The sequence below is a fragment of the Geminocystis herdmanii PCC 6308 genome (assembly GCF_000332235.1).
GTDB classification, from domain to species: Bacteria; Cyanobacteriota; Cyanobacteriia; order Cyanobacteriales; family Cyanobacteriaceae; genus Geminocystis; species Geminocystis herdmanii.
Genome location: NZ_CM001775.1, coordinates 1,892,607 through 1,910,435 on the forward strand (window position 1 = coordinate 1,892,607; position 17,829 = coordinate 1,910,435).

At 33.5% G+C, this 17,829-nt stretch carries 17 protein-coding genes; 15 read left to right on the forward strand and 2 right to left on the reverse strand.

Annotation, left to right across the window (positions count from 1 at the left end):
• Window positions 1-139 precede the first annotated feature (139 nt).
• The 3 genes from SYN6308_RS09525 to SYN6308_RS09535 all read left to right on the forward strand — a co-directional run bounded on the left by SYN6308_RS09525 (window position 140) and on the right by SYN6308_RS09535 (window position 1,265).
• Window positions 140-388, forward strand: a complete 249-nt coding sequence (locus tag SYN6308_RS09525) for a DUF433 domain-containing protein (RefSeq protein ID WP_017294211.1) — start codon at window positions 140-142, stop codon at window positions 386-388.
• Window positions 385-753 carry a DUF5615 family PIN-like protein gene (locus tag SYN6308_RS09530; protein ID WP_017294212.1) on the forward strand — a complete coding sequence of 123 codons (369 nt, stop codon included), beginning with the start codon at window positions 385-387 and terminating at the stop codon, window positions 751-753. The genes SYN6308_RS09525 and SYN6308_RS09530 overlap by 4 nt, the downstream gene beginning before the upstream one ends.
• Before the next feature lie 128 nt (window positions 754-881).
• Window positions 882-1,265, forward strand: a complete 384-nt coding sequence (locus tag SYN6308_RS09535) for an NINE protein (RefSeq protein ID WP_017294213.1) — start codon at window positions 882-884, stop codon at window positions 1,263-1,265.
• Between the two features lie 117 nt (window positions 1,266-1,382).
• Here the strand turns inward: SYN6308_RS09535 and bicA are convergent, their stop codons facing one another.
• Entirely contained in the window at window positions 1,383-3,074 is a 1,692-nt protein-coding gene (bicA, locus tag SYN6308_RS09540; RefSeq protein ID WP_017294214.1) for a bicarbonate transporter BicA, read from the reverse strand.
• A gap of 288 nt (window positions 3,075-3,362) precedes the next feature.
• Between bicA and SYN6308_RS09545 the strand changes: the two genes are divergently transcribed.
• The 9 genes from SYN6308_RS09545 (at window position 3,363) to SYN6308_RS09585 (ending at window position 12,976) form a co-directional block, all read left to right on the forward strand.
• The gene (locus tag SYN6308_RS09545; RefSeq protein WP_017294215.1) at window positions 3,363-5,165 is read left to right on the forward strand and encodes a hypothetical protein; all 1,803 of its coding nucleotides are present in this window, start codon (window positions 3,363-3,365) and stop codon (window positions 5,163-5,165) included.
• A gap of 41 nt (window positions 5,166-5,206) precedes the next feature.
• Complete coding sequence (locus tag SYN6308_RS09550) at window positions 5,207-5,449, forward strand: hypothetical protein (protein ID WP_017294216.1); 243 nt, start codon at window positions 5,207-5,209, stop codon at window positions 5,447-5,449.
• Entirely contained in the window at window positions 5,442-5,894 is a 453-nt protein-coding gene (locus SYN6308_RS09555; RefSeq protein ID WP_017294217.1) for a hypothetical protein, read from the forward strand. Before SYN6308_RS09550 ends, SYN6308_RS09555 begins: the two co-directional genes overlap by 8 nt.
• A 67-nt stretch (window positions 5,895-5,961) precedes the next feature.
• The gene (locus SYN6308_RS22230) at window positions 5,962-7,065 is read left to right on the forward strand and encodes a glycosyltransferase family 2 protein (RefSeq protein ID WP_017294218.1); all 1,104 of its coding nucleotides are present in this window, start codon (window positions 5,962-5,964) and stop codon (window positions 7,063-7,065) included.
• 109 nt (window positions 7,066-7,174) lie between these two features.
• Window positions 7,175-9,529 carry a hypothetical protein gene (locus SYN6308_RS09565; protein ID WP_017294219.1) on the forward strand — a complete coding sequence of 785 codons (2,355 nt, stop codon included), beginning with the start codon at window positions 7,175-7,177 and terminating at the stop codon, window positions 9,527-9,529.
• A gap of 72 nt (window positions 9,530-9,601) precedes the next feature.
• Window positions 9,602-10,927, forward strand: coding sequence for an FkbM family methyltransferase (locus tag SYN6308_RS09570; protein ID WP_017294220.1), 1,326 nt, complete (start codon window positions 9,602-9,604; stop codon window positions 10,925-10,927).
• A 147-nt stretch (window positions 10,928-11,074) separates the two neighbouring features.
• Window positions 11,075-12,193, forward strand: coding sequence for a SpoIID/LytB domain-containing protein (locus SYN6308_RS09575; RefSeq protein WP_017294221.1), 1,119 nt, complete (start codon window positions 11,075-11,077; stop codon window positions 12,191-12,193).
• Between the two features lie 109 nt (window positions 12,194-12,302).
• On the forward strand, window positions 12,303-12,527 hold the full coding sequence (locus SYN6308_RS09580) for a UPF0175 family protein (protein ID WP_017294222.1): 225 nt from the start codon (window positions 12,303-12,305) through the stop codon (window positions 12,525-12,527).
• Complete coding sequence (locus SYN6308_RS09585; protein WP_017294223.1) at window positions 12,524-12,976, forward strand: DUF3368 domain-containing protein; 453 nt, start codon at window positions 12,524-12,526, stop codon at window positions 12,974-12,976. The genes SYN6308_RS09580 and SYN6308_RS09585 overlap by 4 nt, the downstream gene beginning before the upstream one ends.
• A 298-nt stretch (window positions 12,977-13,274) precedes the next feature.
• Here the strand turns inward: SYN6308_RS09585 and chlP are convergent, their stop codons facing one another.
• Window positions 13,275-14,498, reverse strand: a complete 1,224-nt coding sequence (gene chlP, locus SYN6308_RS09590; protein WP_017294224.1) for a geranylgeranyl reductase — start codon at window positions 14,496-14,498, stop codon at window positions 13,275-13,277.
• Between the two features lie 318 nt (window positions 14,499-14,816).
• Here chlP and SYN6308_RS09595 point away from each other — a divergent pair, with 318 nt between their 5' ends.
• Genes SYN6308_RS09595 through SYN6308_RS09605 form a run of 3 tightly spaced genes read left to right on the forward strand, consistent with a single transcriptional unit; the run spans window position 14,817 to window position 17,707 of the window.
• Window positions 14,817-16,007, forward strand: coding sequence for a tetratricopeptide repeat protein (locus tag SYN6308_RS09595; RefSeq protein ID WP_237741278.1), 1,191 nt, complete (start codon window positions 14,817-14,819; stop codon window positions 16,005-16,007).
• A gap of 12 nt (window positions 16,008-16,019) precedes the next feature.
• Complete coding sequence (locus SYN6308_RS09600; protein WP_017294226.1) at window positions 16,020-17,090, forward strand: AAA family ATPase; 1,071 nt, start codon at window positions 16,020-16,022, stop codon at window positions 17,088-17,090.
• Window positions 17,090-17,707, forward strand: a complete 618-nt coding sequence (locus tag SYN6308_RS09605; RefSeq protein WP_017294227.1) for a DUF3226 domain-containing protein — start codon at window positions 17,090-17,092, stop codon at window positions 17,705-17,707. The genes SYN6308_RS09600 and SYN6308_RS09605 overlap by 1 nt, the downstream gene beginning before the upstream one ends.
• The last annotated feature ends 122 nt before the right edge of the window (window positions 17,708-17,829 follow it).

Genomic DNA, 17,829 nt, shown 5'->3' on the forward strand with positions numbered 1-17,829 from the left:
AAATTAGGATAAAAACTATTAAAAGTTAAGAGATTTAGGGTTAACAGATGAACAAATTGCGGAGGCTTTAGAGATTTCGATCGAGTAAATAGATAATGTCATAAAATATAATTAAGATAATAAAATTAAAGAAAAAACGATGGAAAATACAAAAGTTATCTTAGGAAGAATCACCTTTAACCGTGAAATTATGGGGGGAAGGGCTTGTATTAGAGGAATGCGCATTACCGTCGCTTTAGTGTTAAAATTGTTGGCTAGTGATATGTCGATCGAAGAAATTTTAGAAGCCTATCCTTACCTAGAATTAGAAGATATACAAGCCTCCCTTAATTATGCCTCCTTGTTAGCTGATGAAAAAGTTTATTCTTTTGAGGAGAAAGTGGCATGAAATTTTTAGCAGACATGGGAGTATCACCTTTAACGGTTAAGGCTTTATCTCAGCAAGGATATGATGCTATTCATCTATCAGAAGAAGGCTTGTTTTATTTACCTGATTCCTTGATTATGTCAAAAGCAAAGGATGAAGGAAGAATAATTCTCACTTTCGATTTAGATTTTGGGGAATTGTTAGCTTTTAGTGGTGATTCTTTGCCAAGTGTGATTATTTTTCGATTAGAAAAAGCTAATCCTGATTATGTTTTATCTAAATTAAATCCTGTTTTACAAGAATGTCAAAATATACTAGAAAATGGTGTAATTATTACTATTAAAGATAGGAATTATCGAATTAGATATTTACCCGTTAAAAATTAGACATCTCTATTAATTGTCAAAACGAGGGCTTTAGCCCTTACTATAAACCATTAAAAATCTTTTCTTCCAGAAGTCTATTGAATAAAAATTAAGCTAAAATCAGTAAATCAAAACAAAGATTTTAGAATATGAGTTTTTTAAATCAACCCAAAAAAAGATCGATCGGCGTTATCTTAGCATTAATTGGTAGTGTAACCCCTGTGGTTGGTTTACATAAATTTTACTTAGGGCAACCTTTATGGGGTGTCATCTATTTTCTTCTCAGTTGGCAAAGTCCCATCGCCCGTATTGCTTGTGCGATCGATGTTGTATTGTATTTAACCCAAGATAATGACTTATTCACAGGGAGATTCAATAGTATAACTCCTTCATCTTCTCAGGCTCAACTAACAGTAAATCCCCAACAGGTGACAGAAATTGCCACAGCTATTAGGGAATTAGAAAAATTACGTCAAGAAGGGTTAATTTCTGAGTATGAATTTGAACAAAAACGCCGTGAATTATTAACATAAAAAACGATGTTTTGATTTTGTCATTGCTAGGCAATCTCAATCAAATTTGATTTCTGTTGCCAATGGGTAAGCTGTTAAACCGCTAGTTAATAATATTTGGTGTATGGTAGTTCACAATCACTCAAAAACTTTTTCGGTATCAGTAACAATGGCTTTACTTTCTCTTTCTCTGACAATAGTTAAACCTTCTTGTAATGCGGTAAGTCGATCGAGCATCCAGTGGTGTTCGGGAATTAATCCAGCAATACCTAATTTTTCTAAGCGACTTCTGACTTTACCCGTTGCACCAACTACGATAACCTCATGATTGTTGTCGATAGCCTCTTTAATGGCATTTTCTAAAGCCAGAGATGATGTTACCCCTAAAATTGGCACTTCAATTAAGTTAACTATCAATACATCATAATTAGCGATGGCATTATGTTCTCTGGATATTGCTTTGGCAACACCAAAGATCATGGGACCACTCAAGTGGAAGTATAATATTCGCCCTTCTGCTAAATCTAAGATTTGTTTTTCTTCGGGAGTGAGGGGAATTTCGTCATCGGCAGTACTAATAATTTTTACGGATTTCGATCGTAACTCCGAAAGTTTATCAATAGTTAAAATGTTAGCAATAAAAACACCTACCCCAACGGCTACCATTAAATCCACAAATACTGTTAAAGCGATAACCCCATATACGATCGCAGTAGCTTTGTATGAAATTTTGTGAACTCTTTTGAGGAAACCCCAATCCATAATATTGATACCCACCTTTAAAGCGATACCTGCCAACACTGCTAAGGGAATACTCGCCGTTAAAGGAGCTGCCCAAACTACTACTACAAATAACACTAAAGCACGAGTCAAACCAGATAATGCCGTAGTTGCACCCGTTTGAATGTTAACTACAGTTCCCATAGTTGCACCAGCACCAGCAATACCACCAAACAAACCAGAGAATAAATTGCCTAAGCCTTGCCCAATTAATTCTTTATTAGAATCATGCTCTGTACGGGTTAAACTATCAGCAACCACAGAAGTTAACAAAGCATCAATACAACCTAACATCCCCAATACTAAGGCGTTAAATACCATTGTACGCAATTGACTAGGCTCAAAAGTAGGGATTTGCAAAACGGGTAAACCAGTAGGAATTTCTCCAATACGGCGAATATCTGCATCTCCAAAGAATACCAAAGAAATCACTGTACAAAAAATTAGAGCTAATAGCTGAGGGGGTACAACACGCTTATATTTAGACGGCACAACATAAAGGATAACCACTGTCATCACGGCTAAAACTGTCTCTAAGGGTTGAATATTAGAGATGAGATTAGGGATATTTTGAATTGTACCGATAACTCCCCCTTTCGGACTAGCTTGACCCAAAAAAGGTGCAATTTGTAAAATAATCAGGATTAAACCGATACCCGTCATAAACCCTGAAATAACGGTATAGGGCATCATGGTAACGTATTTACCCAACTTGAGAAAGCCGAATAAAATTTGAAATAATCCCGCCATCATTACTACGGTAAAAGCCACCGCCATACCATTTTCTGGGTTAGTGGCGATCGAGTTTGCGATTACAGCAGTCATTACAACAGTCATCGGACCTGTAGGTTCAGAGATTAAAGTAGGAGTACCGCCAAACAGTGCCGCAAAAAAGCCCACTAAAACTGCTCCCCATAACCCTGCGGAAGCCCCAGCACCCGAAGCGATACCAAAAGCTAAAGCCATCGGTAAGGCGATGACGGCGGCGGTTAAACCCCCAAATACATCCCCTTGTATATTACGAAAATGAATTTTATTAGTAATTTGCATTGATAGTGTTATTTTTAATCAAGGTTTTTCAGTAGATTTTGCATAGAACAAAATCAATATTTTTTATATAAAATATAGTTAAAAATCTATAGCTAATATAATAAAGGAAAATATCCATAATGAATAGTCAGTTTTATTGATTTTTTTACAGCAAATATATAATATTTATTAATGTTACCATAAATACTGGGGAATAAATTATAAATAGAACTAAAAATATTGACAAATAAAGTTTTTTCGTTTAGCTTAACCTTTGACTAGGTATCAACTCTATTATAAATTATCATAATGATTGTTCCTTTAATTAGTGGTTTTATCGGTATTTTAATTAGTCTGTTTAGTTGGCTATTTTATCAAGAAAAATTAACTTTTTTACCTTCTAAGTTATTATTGTTCGGTAAGAAAAATAAATTAATTGTCCTGGGTTTAAATATTATCAGCTTAGGGTTATTTTTAGGATTAGTAGGTTTTTTCTTTAATTTTGGTGTTCTCTTTCGTTCTTTGCGTGTTTTTTTATTAATTATTGGATTTGTCTGTATCAAAAAATCTTTAAATCAAAATATAAATAATTTTCCTGATTTACCCTTATTTATTAAGGCAATTATCCAAATAAAAAGTATTCAAAGTTTACAAATATTTGCTGGTATCATTATTAGTTTTTTATTCTTAAAAAGTATTCTCGCTGTAGATTGGACAGGCGGTGATAGTTGGATGTATCAACTGCCTTTTGCCGCTCGTTTTTGGGGTTTAGTTTCTCCTGAACAATATATTTTTGAAGCGGAAAGAGAACCTTTTTATAATACAACCACAATGTTACCGAATATTTTACAGGGTTTTTTCTGGTATTTATTAGGAAAAAATCGTCCTCAAGGAGCAAATTTAGTTAGTTTTTTTAGTTTAATTGGCTATTTTATTTTTATTAAATATTATCTTAAAATTCCCTATTATTTATCGGTAATTGCTATTTTAGCTGTACCTTTAATTCACATTGCTACAACTTCTGCTTATGTGGATTTATTGACTAATGTCGGTTTTTCGATCGTACTAATCATAACCTATTTATTGTTTATTAAAGAAAATTTTATTAACTATAAAAATGTCTCAATGTTCATTTTAGGAGGATTTATTGCAGGGAATAGCAAATATTTATTAGTGCCTCCTTTAGCCTTAGTTATGGCTTTTGTTTTTGGTCGAATTTTATGGTTAATTTTTTATCGTTTTAATCCAGTAAACAGAGTCAAAAATATATTAATTTTATTAGTAACTATGGCAGGAACAAATGTGATTATTTTTCTTACTTCTGTGAAAAATATAATTTTATATCAAAATCCTTTTTATCCCTTAAAAATTACTATTTTAGGCTATGAATTAAATCATATTATTGTGCCTAGTGGTGATTATATGTCCGATAAAATTGCAGATATGTATCCTCTACAAAGATGGATTTTTTCTCTCTTAGAAATAGGTGCTTTTGACGATCGAAGGCCATGGCCTTGGACTGTAGCAATGGACTATGTGCCTCTTGATGCGGATAGTTTTGGTATGGGAGGATATTTTGCTATTTATGTTGTGTTTAACGTTGTTTTATTTGGCTGTTTATGTAGGTTAAATAATCCTGAAACTCGCACAGCTTTATACTTAGTTATTATCATGAGTGTTGTGACACCTTTTCTTCCTTTTGCCTATCAATTAAGATATTATATGTATTGGATAATAGTCTTAATTACTCTCAATTTATACTTATTAATTCAGCAGTATGAATTAACTAAAAATAGATGGTTAAAACCGCAAAATTATGCCTATGTCGGTATATTTGTGATGATGATTTTTACGACTCTTACTCGTTGGGATTATACCTATCCTAATGCTATGTCTTTAGAAAAGTTTATGATCGATCGAGTTGATCAAGATGTTATCACGATGTTAGAAGAAAAAAAAGAGGCTTGTTTAGTGGGTTTTACTCCCCTAACTTTTCTTTATAACTCCGCCTTTCATGAGGGCAAAAACTATACAGTGAAAGCAGAATTTAACCTCAGTAAAGAAGAAGTGACAGAAAAGTGCGGCGATCGACCTATAATTTATAAAGAATAACTATATTTTTTGATTAGAATTGTGGTTAAAAAAATAAATTTATGAAAATTCTACAAACAAAAGCCAAAATTCACAAAGGAGAATTAAAAACAAAAACTCCATTAAACATTCAAGATGGTGAAGTTGATATAGTCATTATTGCTCAAAATGATTCTGATGAATTTGAAACCATGCGTCAACAAGCTAAAGATAACGGCTATGATTCCCATGACAAAATTATGGATTTGATTCATCAAGTTAAATTAGAAATGCTTGAAGAAAAGGGAAGAGTCAATAATGTCTAATCTTAGGCGTTTATGTCTTGACACTAATGTTTATATAATTGGCATTCAAGATGTAAATTCACAGGAAGCTCAAATACTAAAAGCCATCGGATATTTTGGCAAAGAAGATAGTCAAATTAATGCTCAAATTCTTTTATCCCATGAAGTAATAGATCAAATACGCCGTGTAGGTAAATATTTATGGAATAAAGATAAGGCAGGTTTGGCTATTGGTTTAATTTGGTCAAGATTAGATTTTTATTATGTTAATGTTGATAATCAGTGGCGTAAATTATTGGCTAAAATCATTGATGAAGGTATTATCCCCACAGAAGATATAGAAATGTATTTAACAGCTAAATTGGGTTTATGTGATTGTTTTGTGTCATCAAATCGAGGATTAATCAAAGCTATTGCTGATTTTGAATGTTTAACCCCTTCTGAATTTATTATAAAATACTTGTAATCATTACTCATTTCTCATTACTCATTCCTAATTATTTATAATGGATTCTCTTGAATTATCAATCATTATGCCTTGTCTAAACGAGGCGGAAACCCTCGCTACCTGTATCAAAAAAGCTCAATGGTATCTGCAAGAATATCAAGTTACTGGAGAAGTTGTTATTGCGGATAATGGTAGTACTGATGGATCGCAAAATATTGCGATCGAACTAGGGGCAAGATTAGTTAATGTGAAAGAAAAAGGCTATGGTAGTGCGCTAATGGGAGGAATTATGGCAGCGCGAGGAGAATTTATTATCATGGCGGATGCTGATGATAGCTATGATTTTACTGCCTTAAATCCCTTCGTGGAGAAATTGAGAAGTGGTTATGACTTAGTGATGGGGAATCGTTTTAAGGGTGGGATTAAAGAGGGTGCGATGCCTTTTTTACACAAATATCTAGGGAATCCCGTTTTAACTTGGATAGGGAAATTGTTTTTTAAGAGTCCATGTAATGATTTTCATTGTGGTTTAAGGGGATTTCGTAAACAAGCTATTCTTGACTTAAATTTACGCACAACTGGCATGGAATTTGCTTCGGAAATGGTAGTAAAAGCGACTCTTAACGGCTTAAAACTAACGGAAGTACCGACTACCTTATCACCGGACGGGCGCACCCGTAAACCCCATTTGCGTACATGGAGAGACGGTTGGCGACACCTGAGATTTTTATTATTATACAGCCCCCGTTGGTTGTTTCTTTATCCAGGGTTTTTCTTGATGGTGATGGGTTTTATTACTACCATTATTCTCTTAGGTAGTCCTAGAGTTCATAGTTTATTATACTCTGCCACTGCTATTATTATTGGATTTCAGTTAGTTAATTTTGCTATTTTTACCAAAGTTTATGCTATCCAAGAAGGGTTATTACCTCCTGACAAAAAATTGTTTAACTTGCTAGATCAATTTAGTTTAGAACAAGGATTAATTTTAGGTACAATATTATTTTTTATTGGGGTTATCACTTCTATTATTGCCTTGTTTCAGTGGGAATCAACGGGTTTTATGGCATTAAACCCTGCTTTAACTATGCGTTTAGTTATTCCTTCTGTTACAGCGATCGCCTTGGGATTACAAATTATTTTTGCTAGTTTTTTTCTGAGTGTTTTTCAACTAAAAGTAAAGGTTTAAAAATTAAAGTCAAATTAAAAATCGAGAAAAATTGTCAAAGAATAATAAAGCATTTAACAAACATGATATTCTTAGTAAGGATAATTGCATATAATCTTTTTTTCTACTCATGTTATTACAGTCGATCGAACATCAACAAAACGAATTACGACAACGATTAAAATTAGCTATAGAAGATGTAAAAATCATTCAACAGTTTGGCGATTATGACTTTATCATCTCCCATGCAGAAGTAAACCATCGTCACGGGGTGGGAGTGTTACTAAAAAGAATTTTTCGGGATGATCAAAATATAGTATCAATTCGTTCTCATAATCTCTATGATGGAAAAGATAATTTTGGTAATTTTAATTTTCTGATTCACCATAAGAGCTACAATCTTAGCACTATTTATGAGCAAGTTCGATCGACTTTAGGGAGTCTCAAACCCAAAAGAATATTATGTATTCCCTATTTTCTTGATGACATCTTAACCACTCTTGCCATTAAAGAGATGTTTGATGTACCATTATGTACTTATTTGATGGATGATCAAAATATCTATGTCAATGAAATTCCAGATAATTCCATGGCACAATTACTAGATAAATCAGATTTATGCCTTGGTATCTCCAGAAATTTATGTCAAGCCTATCAACAAAAATACCATAAAAAAATTTACTTTGTTCCTCCCGTCGCACCTCAACAATTCATTGTCAAAAATACCATAATTTTTCCCTCTTCAAGACAAAAAAAACACGGTGTATTAATAGGTAATATTTGGAGTCAAACATGGCTCGATCGACTCAGAGAAACCGTAAGAACTTCTGGTGTTAAAATAGATTGGTATGGTAATCCCCATAGAGAGTGGCTCAAATTTGAAGAAACAGAATTAGCCCAAGACGGCATTACTTTTCAAGGTTATCTGGAAAACGAAGCGGATTTAGTGGCAAAATTAAGAGAAGCATCCTTTGCTATAATTCCTACTGCTGACAATATTACTGCAAACGATCGCCTTGAAATAGCGAAATTAAGCCTTCCTTCTCGCATCCCCTTTTTAGTTGCAACCGCTCATCTTCCCCTGTTAGTTATGGGGGACAAAGATACTGCTGCCGCTCAATTTGTGCAAGATTTTCAACTAGGGGTAGTATGTAGATATAATTCTGGAGAATTTGCTGAAAAATTATCATGGATTATTGACGAAGAAAATCAACGTAGTATTCGTAATCGAGTCTCAAAATTAGCTCAATCTTTATCTTCTCAAGGTATCAAAGATTGGATTTGGGATTCTTTAGCCCAAAAATCTCCTCAAGATAACCGCTTTGAAAAATTAGGACAATTTTTAAATGATGCTACCGTCATTCTCACCCATAACGAAGTTAATCAAAAACATGGTACAGGCGCATTAGTAAAACGCATTATTGCCGATACTCCCAATATTTATTCTATTCGATCAGACAACCATTACGGAGGCATCCATAACTTTGGCGAAATTAGTTATTGTTTACCCCAAAAAGGCATATCTCGTATAGAAGCCTTTAAAATTATTCTCACCTTACTCGAAGACATTGAAGTAAAACAAGCCTTTTGTGTTCCTTATTATACCGATGATTTGTACTTATCGATCGCCGTTAAAGAATTATTTAACGTGCCTTTAGGAGTTTATATCATGGATGATCAAAATATCGTAGCCAAAAATATCCCCGATGATTTAATGAGAGAATTTTTAAGTAAATGTTCCTTTCGTTTAGCTACTCATCCTGAATTAAGAGACGCTTACGAAGAAAAATACGCCATGAGTTTTTATCTCTTACCCGCCGTTGTGCCTGATAATTTAATCTCTCGTAATATTACCACCCCCGATAAAAAATTATTTCACATCAAAACAGGTGCTTTAATTGGTAGTATTTGGAGCAATACTTGGTTTCAAATGTTAACCGATACCGTCAAAGGTGCTAATTTACATTTAGATTGGTATGGTAATTATAATTACCATTGGTTAACAGAATCTCCCTCAGAAATTAGTGAAAAAAGAAATATTACTCCCTACGGTGTAGTAGATGAAATCACTCTAGCCGAAAAATTAAAACAATATCCTTATGTCGTCGTGCCGACTGGTACACTAGATGAAAGAGACGATCGAGCAGAGTTATCCATCTTAAGTTTACCCGGTAGAATTATTTTTGCTATGGCTTCTTCCCATACCCCAGTTATTATTTTAGGCAGTGAAAAAACCTCTGCTGGTGCATTTATTCAGCGATTTGGTATTGGAGTTGTCTGTGACTATAATCCCCAAAGTTTTAAAGAAGCAGTGGATTATGTTACTCAACCTGACATACAAAAACAGATGCGCCATCGAGCTTTTCAAGTAGCACAAGCATTTTCTGGTGTAGATATTAATAATTGGATTTGGCAATCCTTAGAAAAAGGTAAACCTTCTGATGATAAATTTGAGAAATTATTTATGACCAAAATCAATAATTAATCCCCCAGAGGAAGTCAGGAATAAGGAATAGTTATAAATTCTATATTTGTGTATATTTATTATTAAAAATTTATGACATCAGAATCAAATAATAAAAAAGGTATTGCTAGTTTTTTAGCTAATTTACCTTTAATTAGACGAGTTAAAATTATTAAACAATTAATTCTTGAAAAACTAGATCAAGTTTTAGATCAAACGAATAATATAGATAATAAAACCAATAGTCTTTTAAATAATGATATTAGCTTATTAGAAGCTCTAATTTCGATTATAAATACCTTAAAAATTATTTATAAACAGTCTCAGAATTACTATAATAATTTAATTAAAAATATTCAAGAAGATAGTCAAAAATACTATGAACATATCAATAAAAAATTACTAAATTTACTAGAAAATTCTCAATTTCAAAATGATAAATTAAATATTTTAGAAATACAATTTAAAAAAATAAATCAAGAATTATCAGACAAATTATCGATCGTCCAAGAAGAAATAATTAACGCTCAAGATTTGTCAAAACAATGTTTGACTCAACAACAAACAATCGAAAATATTTTAAATAGTTTGAACTCAAAAAAAATTATTATTAATGATTCTTCCTATACATTAAAAAATCCAGAAATTGGTTTAATGATGTATTTATATTCTTTTTTACCGAATCGTTCCGCCATTGATATTGGAGCAAATATTGGGGATGTATCAGAAAGTTTATTAAAAGCAGGATATGAAGTTTATAGCTTTGAACCATTTTTACCAACCTATGAAAAATTAAAATCTCGACTCAACAATAATCCTTATTTTCATAGTTATTCAGTGGCTTTAGGTGCAACCAATGAAACCAGAGAATTTTATCTAGCCACTGATACAACCCCAGAAAAAATTTATCAGGATTCTAGCTTATATAACAGCTTAATTAAACATTCCATGCCCGATGATTTACTCTTTACCGATACCACTACGGTAACGGTTAAAACCTTAGCTAGTTTCCATGACAATAACGAAATTCCTGCTAATATTGGTTTAGTCAAAATTGATACCGAAGGTTTTGATTTACAAGTGATTGAAGGTATGGAATTGTATCAATATCCCGTAGTCATCACAGAATTTTGGGATAAGAATATTCCCTTTGGGATTTCCGAAACCCATAATAAATTAGAAGATTTAGTAACCCAAATGCGTTGCCGAAATTATCACTGGTATATTGTTATGTATCGAGTTTGGGGTGATCAAACAGATTCGATCACTTCGTGGCGCGATGCGATCGCATTCTACTGTAATAACTGTTATTCAGTCAAAAATAGTTGGGGAAATATCTTTTTCTTTCAAGATTACGATTTATTTTTACAGGCTCATCGCTGGACAACATCAATACTTCCTGAAACCTATTTCCGTTAAAGGGGAACAAAAATACTGTTGACATAATCTATTTTTTAGTTGAATATTTCAGTATATTTCGATTATCCCCAGTAAAAACATGAATAATTAAAAGTAATCGGATCATTTAACCTAAGATACTGATAAATGAAAATATATATTTAAGTTATGTGGACAAAATTATTCTTCAAAACAACCTCTAAATTAAGTTTTATCGCCCTATTCTGGTTAATTTTCACCACCAGCGCCCATGCCGCCTTAGAATTGAGGGTAGCAATCAAAAAAAGTGTTAATAATCTACAAATCGGAAGTTCAACTCCTGCAGTAATTAAAGACGGTGCAGGGCGTGTAATTGGACAAGTTGACGGAATGAACTCTTTTGTCGCTAAAACCAATGGCGGAAATGTAAACCTTGCTCAGTGGAATTCTACGGGGATATGGGTAGAGCCTAGCGGTGATGGTGTCACTTGGATCGGCGATCGATGGTATCGTGGTAGAGTGCTATTAACCCGTCAGGGTGGTGGAATTACTGCGGTTAACTATGTGGACATAGAAGAATACTTATATAGTGTAGTGGGAGCAGAAGCAATTCCCAGTTGGCCTCAAGAAGCCTTAAAAGCCCAAGCAGTAGCCGCTCGAACCTATGCTCTATATAAACGCAACACCAGTAAAAATAGCGTTTTTGATCTTGATACCACCACTGCTACGCAGGTATATAAAGGATTAAGCAGTGAATACACCACCACCCATCAAGCGGTAAGAGCAACTAATGGGCAAATCATGACTTATAATAATCAACCCATTTTAGCAGTATTTCATTCATCTTCGGGTGGGCATACGGAAAACGTTGAAGATATTTGGACTTCTCCCCTACCTTATCTCAGGGGTGTAGTGGACTATGATCAAACTGCGCCCGTTTTTCAGTGGAATAAAACCGTTTCTCCTTCTGCCATGAGTCGTGTCGCTGGTGGGGTGGGCAATATTCGAGCTTTAGTACCTCAAAAAACAACCCCTCAAGGTAGAATTGTTACTATGCAAGTCGTGGGCGATCGAAGTACAAGAAATGTTGCGGGTACACAGTTAAGAAGTGCTTTAGATTTACGCAGTACCTTATTTAGAGTATCCACTTCAGGTAATACCATTCAGGTATCAGGGAGAGGATTTGGTCATGGTTTAGGATTAAGCCAATGGGGTACATTTTATTTAGCTCAAAACGGCGTTGATTATCGTCAAATTCTCGGACATTACTATCAAAATGCTCGACTTGCCACCATGAGAACAAGATAAGACATCAAAACAAAAACTCGATCGTCATCGACAGGTGTTAGGTTTTAGGTTGTGTTAACCTATGAATTTATGATAGATATTTAAAATATAATTGAGTGTTATTAAAACGATGAATAATACACAAGTCAGTTTAGAGCTACCAGATCATATTTCTGAAGATGAAGTTAAGTTATTATTAGCGATTAAAATGTATGAATTGCAGAAAATAACATTAGGACAGGCTTCTAAAATTGCAGGTTTGTCTAAGTCTTCATTGATTGAAATTTTAGGCAAATATCAAATTCCTGTTTTTAATTATTCGCCGAATGAATTGCGAGAAGAATTGGGGCTATGAATCAGATTATTATTGCCGATAGCACCTGTTTAATCGGATTAGAAAGAATTGGTAAGTTAGAAATTTTACCCCAATTATTTGACTCAATTTTAATTCCGCCTAAAGTAGCTGAAGAATTTGGTTTCACTCTATCTTGGTTAAATGTTGTAAATATTACAGATAAAGGTTTAGTATGCGCTTTAACAATGATTGTTGATGATGGAGAAGCAGAAGCAATTACCCTTGCTTATGAGACTAAGGTTAAAGTAATTTTAGATGATCAACAAGCTCGTAAAGTTGCTCGGAATATGAAAGTTACTTTTATTGGTACAATAGGGATTTTAATTCAAGCGAAACAATGCGGAATTATTCAATCAATTAAACCGTTATTAGATGATTTAGAAAATAATAATTTTTATTTAAGTAAAAATCTAAAACAAGAAGCATTAACTATCGTTAATGAAATGTAACAAATATCTTTACTAAAGTCGATTCTTAATTCGGGTTTGCTGAATAAATCAGAAAACTATTAAAATTAAGGCTTTAGACACACTACATTAACAAAAAACTGCACAGTTTTAGCAATTTTTACGAGAAAATCAAGCATTTTTAACCTTATTTCCTTGAATCAATAGCGTATTTATTTATATTTCATATGATCTGAAAACCTTGATTTTTCATTCTTTAACCTGACACCTGACACCTGATACCTGACACCTCTCCCCATCAAAAGCCTTTTTCAGCAACCCCTAATTCCTCATTCATTAATTACGGTGCTAAAGCGTTGCCTCTTAATAGGCTTCCGATCGTCTTAGCGGTAATCTTCATTTGGACTAAAGGATTACTAGGCACAACGGTTTTATATAAGTAGCTATCGAAGGTGATTTTTTGTACATCAATGTCAGAACACATTTCCACAAAGGCTTCTCTGGTGGCATCACTACGATAGAAAACTCTTTGAAGAATGTCTAATACAAGGTAGGTAGCACCGTATTGTTTATCCCAACGTTTGAGGTAGGTTTTTAAATCTGCTTCACTAGGCACTTTTTGCCCATTATTACTGGTTTCTACGATAACTTCTGCACACATTCTGGCGGATTTGGCGGCAAAATAAATGCCTTCTCCAGAAGATTTGGTAACAGTACCTGCGGCATCTCCCACTAAGGCAACTCTACCGACTACACGGCGAGGGCGGGGATGTTCGGGGATAGGATGGGCTTCTACTTTGATGATTTCGCCACCTTCTAAGCGTTTAGCCGCCCGTTGACGGATTCCTGCTTGTAAGTCTTTGATAATGGCTTTGTTGACTTTCATTGTGCCTGTACCAACGGCAACGTGATCATATTTGGGGAATACCCAAGCATAAAAGTCGGGGGAAACATCGTTGCCAACATACATTTCTGCTAAGTCTTCGTAGTATGCCATTTTGTCTTCAGGTAATCTGATTCTTTCTTGGAAGGCGATGGCGTAGTTATAGTCTCCTGCGTCAATGGCTTTGGCAATACGGGAGTTTGCACCGTCTGCACCAATTACGAGGTCAACTTTTAAGGTTTTCATTTCCCCTTGAGCAGTGCCGTTAGAATGATCTGCGTAGTGAAGGGTATAAGCCTCTTTATCGTTACTGGGAATGTCTAATTGATAGACTGTACCGTTAATTAAGTTTGCTCCTAATTTGGCGGCTCGATCGCGCATAAAGCCGTCGAGGACTTCTCTACGACACATTCCGATATATTCACCATCTTTGAGGGTTTGACCAATATTTACTTCAATATTGGAGGGTGAAATCATTTTCATTTTACGCACTCTTCGATCGATAATTTCGGGTGGTAAATCAAATTCACTCACCATACAAAGAGGAATCGCACCACCGCAAGGTTTGGCGTTATCTAATTTTCTTTCAAAAATATAAGTTTCAATTCCAGCTTTGGCTAAAACTTCGGCGGCGGAAGAACCGGCAGGTCCTCCTCCTACTACTGCTACCCTAATTGTCACGATCGTTTTCTCCTAAAATTCTTTAAATCAGTTATTGATTATAAATTGCATATACATAAAAATTTACGGTAAAACGGGCATCCCTTAAAAAAAATTTCTTTTTTCGCAACAGTCCTTAACAAAGTAAGTAATATTTATTCACATTTTTTGACTAATCTCTATGGAACATATTGAGACAGGTAGCAGGTATCAGGTTTTAGGTATCAGGTTTCCGAATATGGTTATCTTGCTTTCAAGAAAAGTAATGAGTAATGAGTATAATTTTGATTAAACTTTAATTGACAATAGTTTGAGACATAAAAAATTTAATTTTTGCAGATGTCTAATATATATTTAGGAATAGCGGTTAATGCAAAAAAGGTAATGATCAAAAAACTACAACAATGGCTTAAACAAATTCCCATTCAAGCCTATGATCCTCTTAATGATGAGGATGAGAATCACCATGGGAATAATAGCAATAATGGGAAAACATCGCCCCAGAAAACGATGTCTTCTGTAAAGGATAATGATCTGGAGTTTTTATTCCATCAATTATTACAAGGCGTAGCGAATGGATGGCAGGAAAATCGCATTGAGCAATTTTTTGAAAAATTAACCCCTAGAATAACGGTGGAAATTTGGTTAGATTGGTTACAACGTTACCGTAATCAGTTAATGGCTTCTCCTGCTCCTCATTATCATTTTGCAGCTAGAATGATTATTTTGGGGGAAGTAACGGCTTCTTTGCCTTTTTTGCGTCCTGTAGGAGATTTGGCTTATGAAATTGGTACAGAATTATTAAATCGTCGGGAAAATAATCCGATCGTGGAGTCTTTACGATCGCGCTTAAATACAGAAAATGAGACGGAAACAGAGAATGAATTAACGGAATCCGCTAGTTCTTTGGGTGATGTGCTTTCTTTACTACAAAATAATCCCGAATTTGCGGAAAATACGGCGAAAGAATTAGGTATAAATACTGTTGATCCGGGGATGATTATGGAAAAAATTGTCCAAGAAACGGAGTTAGAATCTAGTCATTTTCAGGAGTCTGTGTCACCAGAAACGGTTAATGATTTATTTAATTTGGGTTTAGAGAAAGCTGAATTAGGGGATTTAGAGGAAGCGATCGCATTTTGGGATCAAGTGTTAAGTGTAGATGAGCAATTTATTCAAGCATGGCATAATCGAGGGAGTGCGTTGGCTTATTTAAACCGTTTTGAGGAAGCTATCCATAGTTTCGATCGAGCTATCGCTATTAATGTCAATGACTATCATTCATGGAATAATCGGGGTAATGCGTTATATAGTTTAGGTAAATGGAAAGAGGCAATTATTAGTTGGGATAGGGTTTTAGGGGTGCAACCTAATTTCTTGTCTGCTTTGTATCATAAGGGTTTAGCTTTGGAAAAATTAGATTTAATTGCTGATGCGGTGGCTTGTTATGAAAAATGTATATCTATCGATCGTCATCATAGTTTATCTCAAAAAGCGCTCGATCGATGTCAGAATCTTAAAGGTCGGTAGTATATTTAATAAATGTTAAGTAAATTTGGGATTAAAAATTATCGTTGTTTTGATGAATTAAACCTAGAAAATATTGCTAGATTAAATTTAATTGGAGGCATGAATAATGTCGGTAAAACTTCATTATTGGAAGCAATATTTTTATATTTAGGTGCTAATGTACCCGATTTAGCTTTAAGAGTAAATATGTATCGTGGTATGGAGCAGTTTAATCATAGTCTTGATTCTTTATGGGGCTGGTTATTTACTAATAAATCTATTAATAATATCATTCAACTAACAGGAATTAATGAAGAAGGAATAAAAGAAATTGTCGAAATACAATTAACTCATTCTGACAATTTAAAACTATCATCATCGGAAGATATTAACGGTTCAAATGCTCAATCTTTTAGCTCTTTAACCACTGAATTAATACCAAATGAATTAAATTTTATTTATCAAAAAAATAACCAAAAATTTATTTCTAGTTTAACTTTAACTTCTAATGGTTTAATCGGAAAAAGAGAACAAATTACCTTAATACAAGGGGTTTTTATTACTTCTACAATTCGTTCTACAAGAGAAGATGTTGAAAGATTTAGCAACTTAGAAAAAGTAAATCGTCAAGGAGAAATTGTCGATACTTTAAAATTATTAGAACCAAGATTACAACGATTAGCTATATTAATTCAAGGAGGATTTCCTGTGATTGCAGGAGATATTGGTATCGGAGAATTAATTCCTATGGCGTATATGGGAGAGGGAATATGTCGTTTATTATCAATAATATTAGCTATAGCTACTACTAAAAATGGCATAGTTTTAATCGATGAAATTGAAAATGGATTACATTATTCAAAAATTGTGGAAATTTGGAAAGCAATAGATTTAATTTCTCATAAAATGAATACTCAAATATTTGCTACTACTCACAGTATGGAATGTATAGAATCTGCTCATAAAGCCTTTAATGAATTATCTGAATATAATTTTAGTTATTATCGTTTGGAAAGAAAAAAAGACAGTAATAAAATTAAAGTTTTAACCTATAACAAAAATACCATAAATACTTCGATCGATCTAAATTTAGAGATGCGTTAATGATTAAACTAACCAAGATTACTCAACAAAAATTATTAATAGGAGAAGGTAAAGCAGAAGAAGTTTTTTTTGGTGAATTAATAAATATTCTGAATCTGAATAATGAGATTTTAATTACTTCCTATGGAGGAAAAGATAATCTTAGTAACTTTTTGGAAACTTTACCATTAATACCGGGTTTTGATGAGTTAAAATCTTTGGGAATAACTAGATATGCTGATAATTCAATTCATAGTGCATTTCAAAGTGTTAATAGTATTTTAAATAAACATAAATTACCTATGCCTAAAAGTTTAGATAATTTGATAGCTAAAAATAATCATATTAAGATTAGTTTATTTTTTTTACCTGATAATAAAAATTCAGGAATGTTAGAAGATTTATTGCTTAATTCTATAGAAAATGATTCAATAATCGATTGTATAGATAGTTATTTTGAATGTGTCAAAAATCAAACAGGAAAACAACCAAAAAATATGGCAAAAGCAAAAATACACGCTTGGTTAGCAAGTCAAAAAAATCCTGATAAAAGTTTAATTGATGCAACAAAAGCTCGTTATTGGGATTATAATAATTTTGCTTTTTATAATCTTCAACAATTTATTTTGTCATTATAATATTTTACTGTTTCGATCGCCAATTTATATAGTTATTTAAAAATTCGAGAAAATTAGATTTTTCTTGTTGAGTTTTTATCAATAGATTTTCTAATATTTCTCATTTTGTTTCTTAATATCCC

Coding starts and splice junctions, on each gene's coding strand:
- SYN6308_RS09525 (WP_017294211.1), top strand. CDS start 140: ATGGAAAATACAAAAGTTATCTTAGGAAGAATCACCTTTAACCGTGAA.
- SYN6308_RS09530 (WP_017294212.1), top strand. CDS start 385: ATGAAATTTTTAGCAGACATGGGAGTATCACCTTTAACGGTTAAGGCT.
- SYN6308_RS09535 (WP_017294213.1), top strand. CDS start 882: ATGAGTTTTTTAAATCAACCCAAAAAAAGATCGATCGGCGTTATCTTA.
- bicA (WP_017294214.1), bottom strand. CDS start 3,074: ATGCAAATTACTAATAAAATTCATTTTCGTAATATACAAGGGGATGTA.
- SYN6308_RS09545 (WP_017294215.1), top strand. CDS start 3,363: ATGATTGTTCCTTTAATTAGTGGTTTTATCGGTATTTTAATTAGTCTG.
- SYN6308_RS09550 (WP_017294216.1), top strand. CDS start 5,207: ATGAAAATTCTACAAACAAAAGCCAAAATTCACAAAGGAGAATTAAAA.
- SYN6308_RS09555 (WP_017294217.1), top strand. CDS start 5,442: ATGTCTAATCTTAGGCGTTTATGTCTTGACACTAATGTTTATATAATT.
- SYN6308_RS22230 (WP_017294218.1), top strand. CDS start 5,962: ATGCCTTGTCTAAACGAGGCGGAAACCCTCGCTACCTGTATCAAAAAA.
- SYN6308_RS09565 (WP_017294219.1), top strand. CDS start 7,175: ATGTTATTACAGTCGATCGAACATCAACAAAACGAATTACGACAACGA.
- SYN6308_RS09570 (WP_017294220.1), top strand. CDS start 9,602: ATGACATCAGAATCAAATAATAAAAAAGGTATTGCTAGTTTTTTAGCT.
- SYN6308_RS09575 (WP_017294221.1), top strand. CDS start 11,075: ATGTGGACAAAATTATTCTTCAAAACAACCTCTAAATTAAGTTTTATC.
- SYN6308_RS09580 (WP_017294222.1), top strand. CDS start 12,303: ATGAATAATACACAAGTCAGTTTAGAGCTACCAGATCATATTTCTGAA.
- SYN6308_RS09585 (WP_017294223.1), top strand. CDS start 12,524: ATGAATCAGATTATTATTGCCGATAGCACCTGTTTAATCGGATTAGAA.
- SYN6308_RS09595 (WP_237741278.1), top strand. CDS start 14,817: ATGTCTAATATATATTTAGGAATAGCGGTTAATGCAAAAAAGGTAATG.
- SYN6308_RS09600 (WP_017294226.1), top strand. CDS start 16,020: ATGTTAAGTAAATTTGGGATTAAAAATTATCGTTGTTTTGATGAATTA.
- SYN6308_RS09605 (WP_017294227.1), top strand. CDS start 17,090: ATGATTAAACTAACCAAGATTACTCAACAAAAATTATTAATAGGAGAA.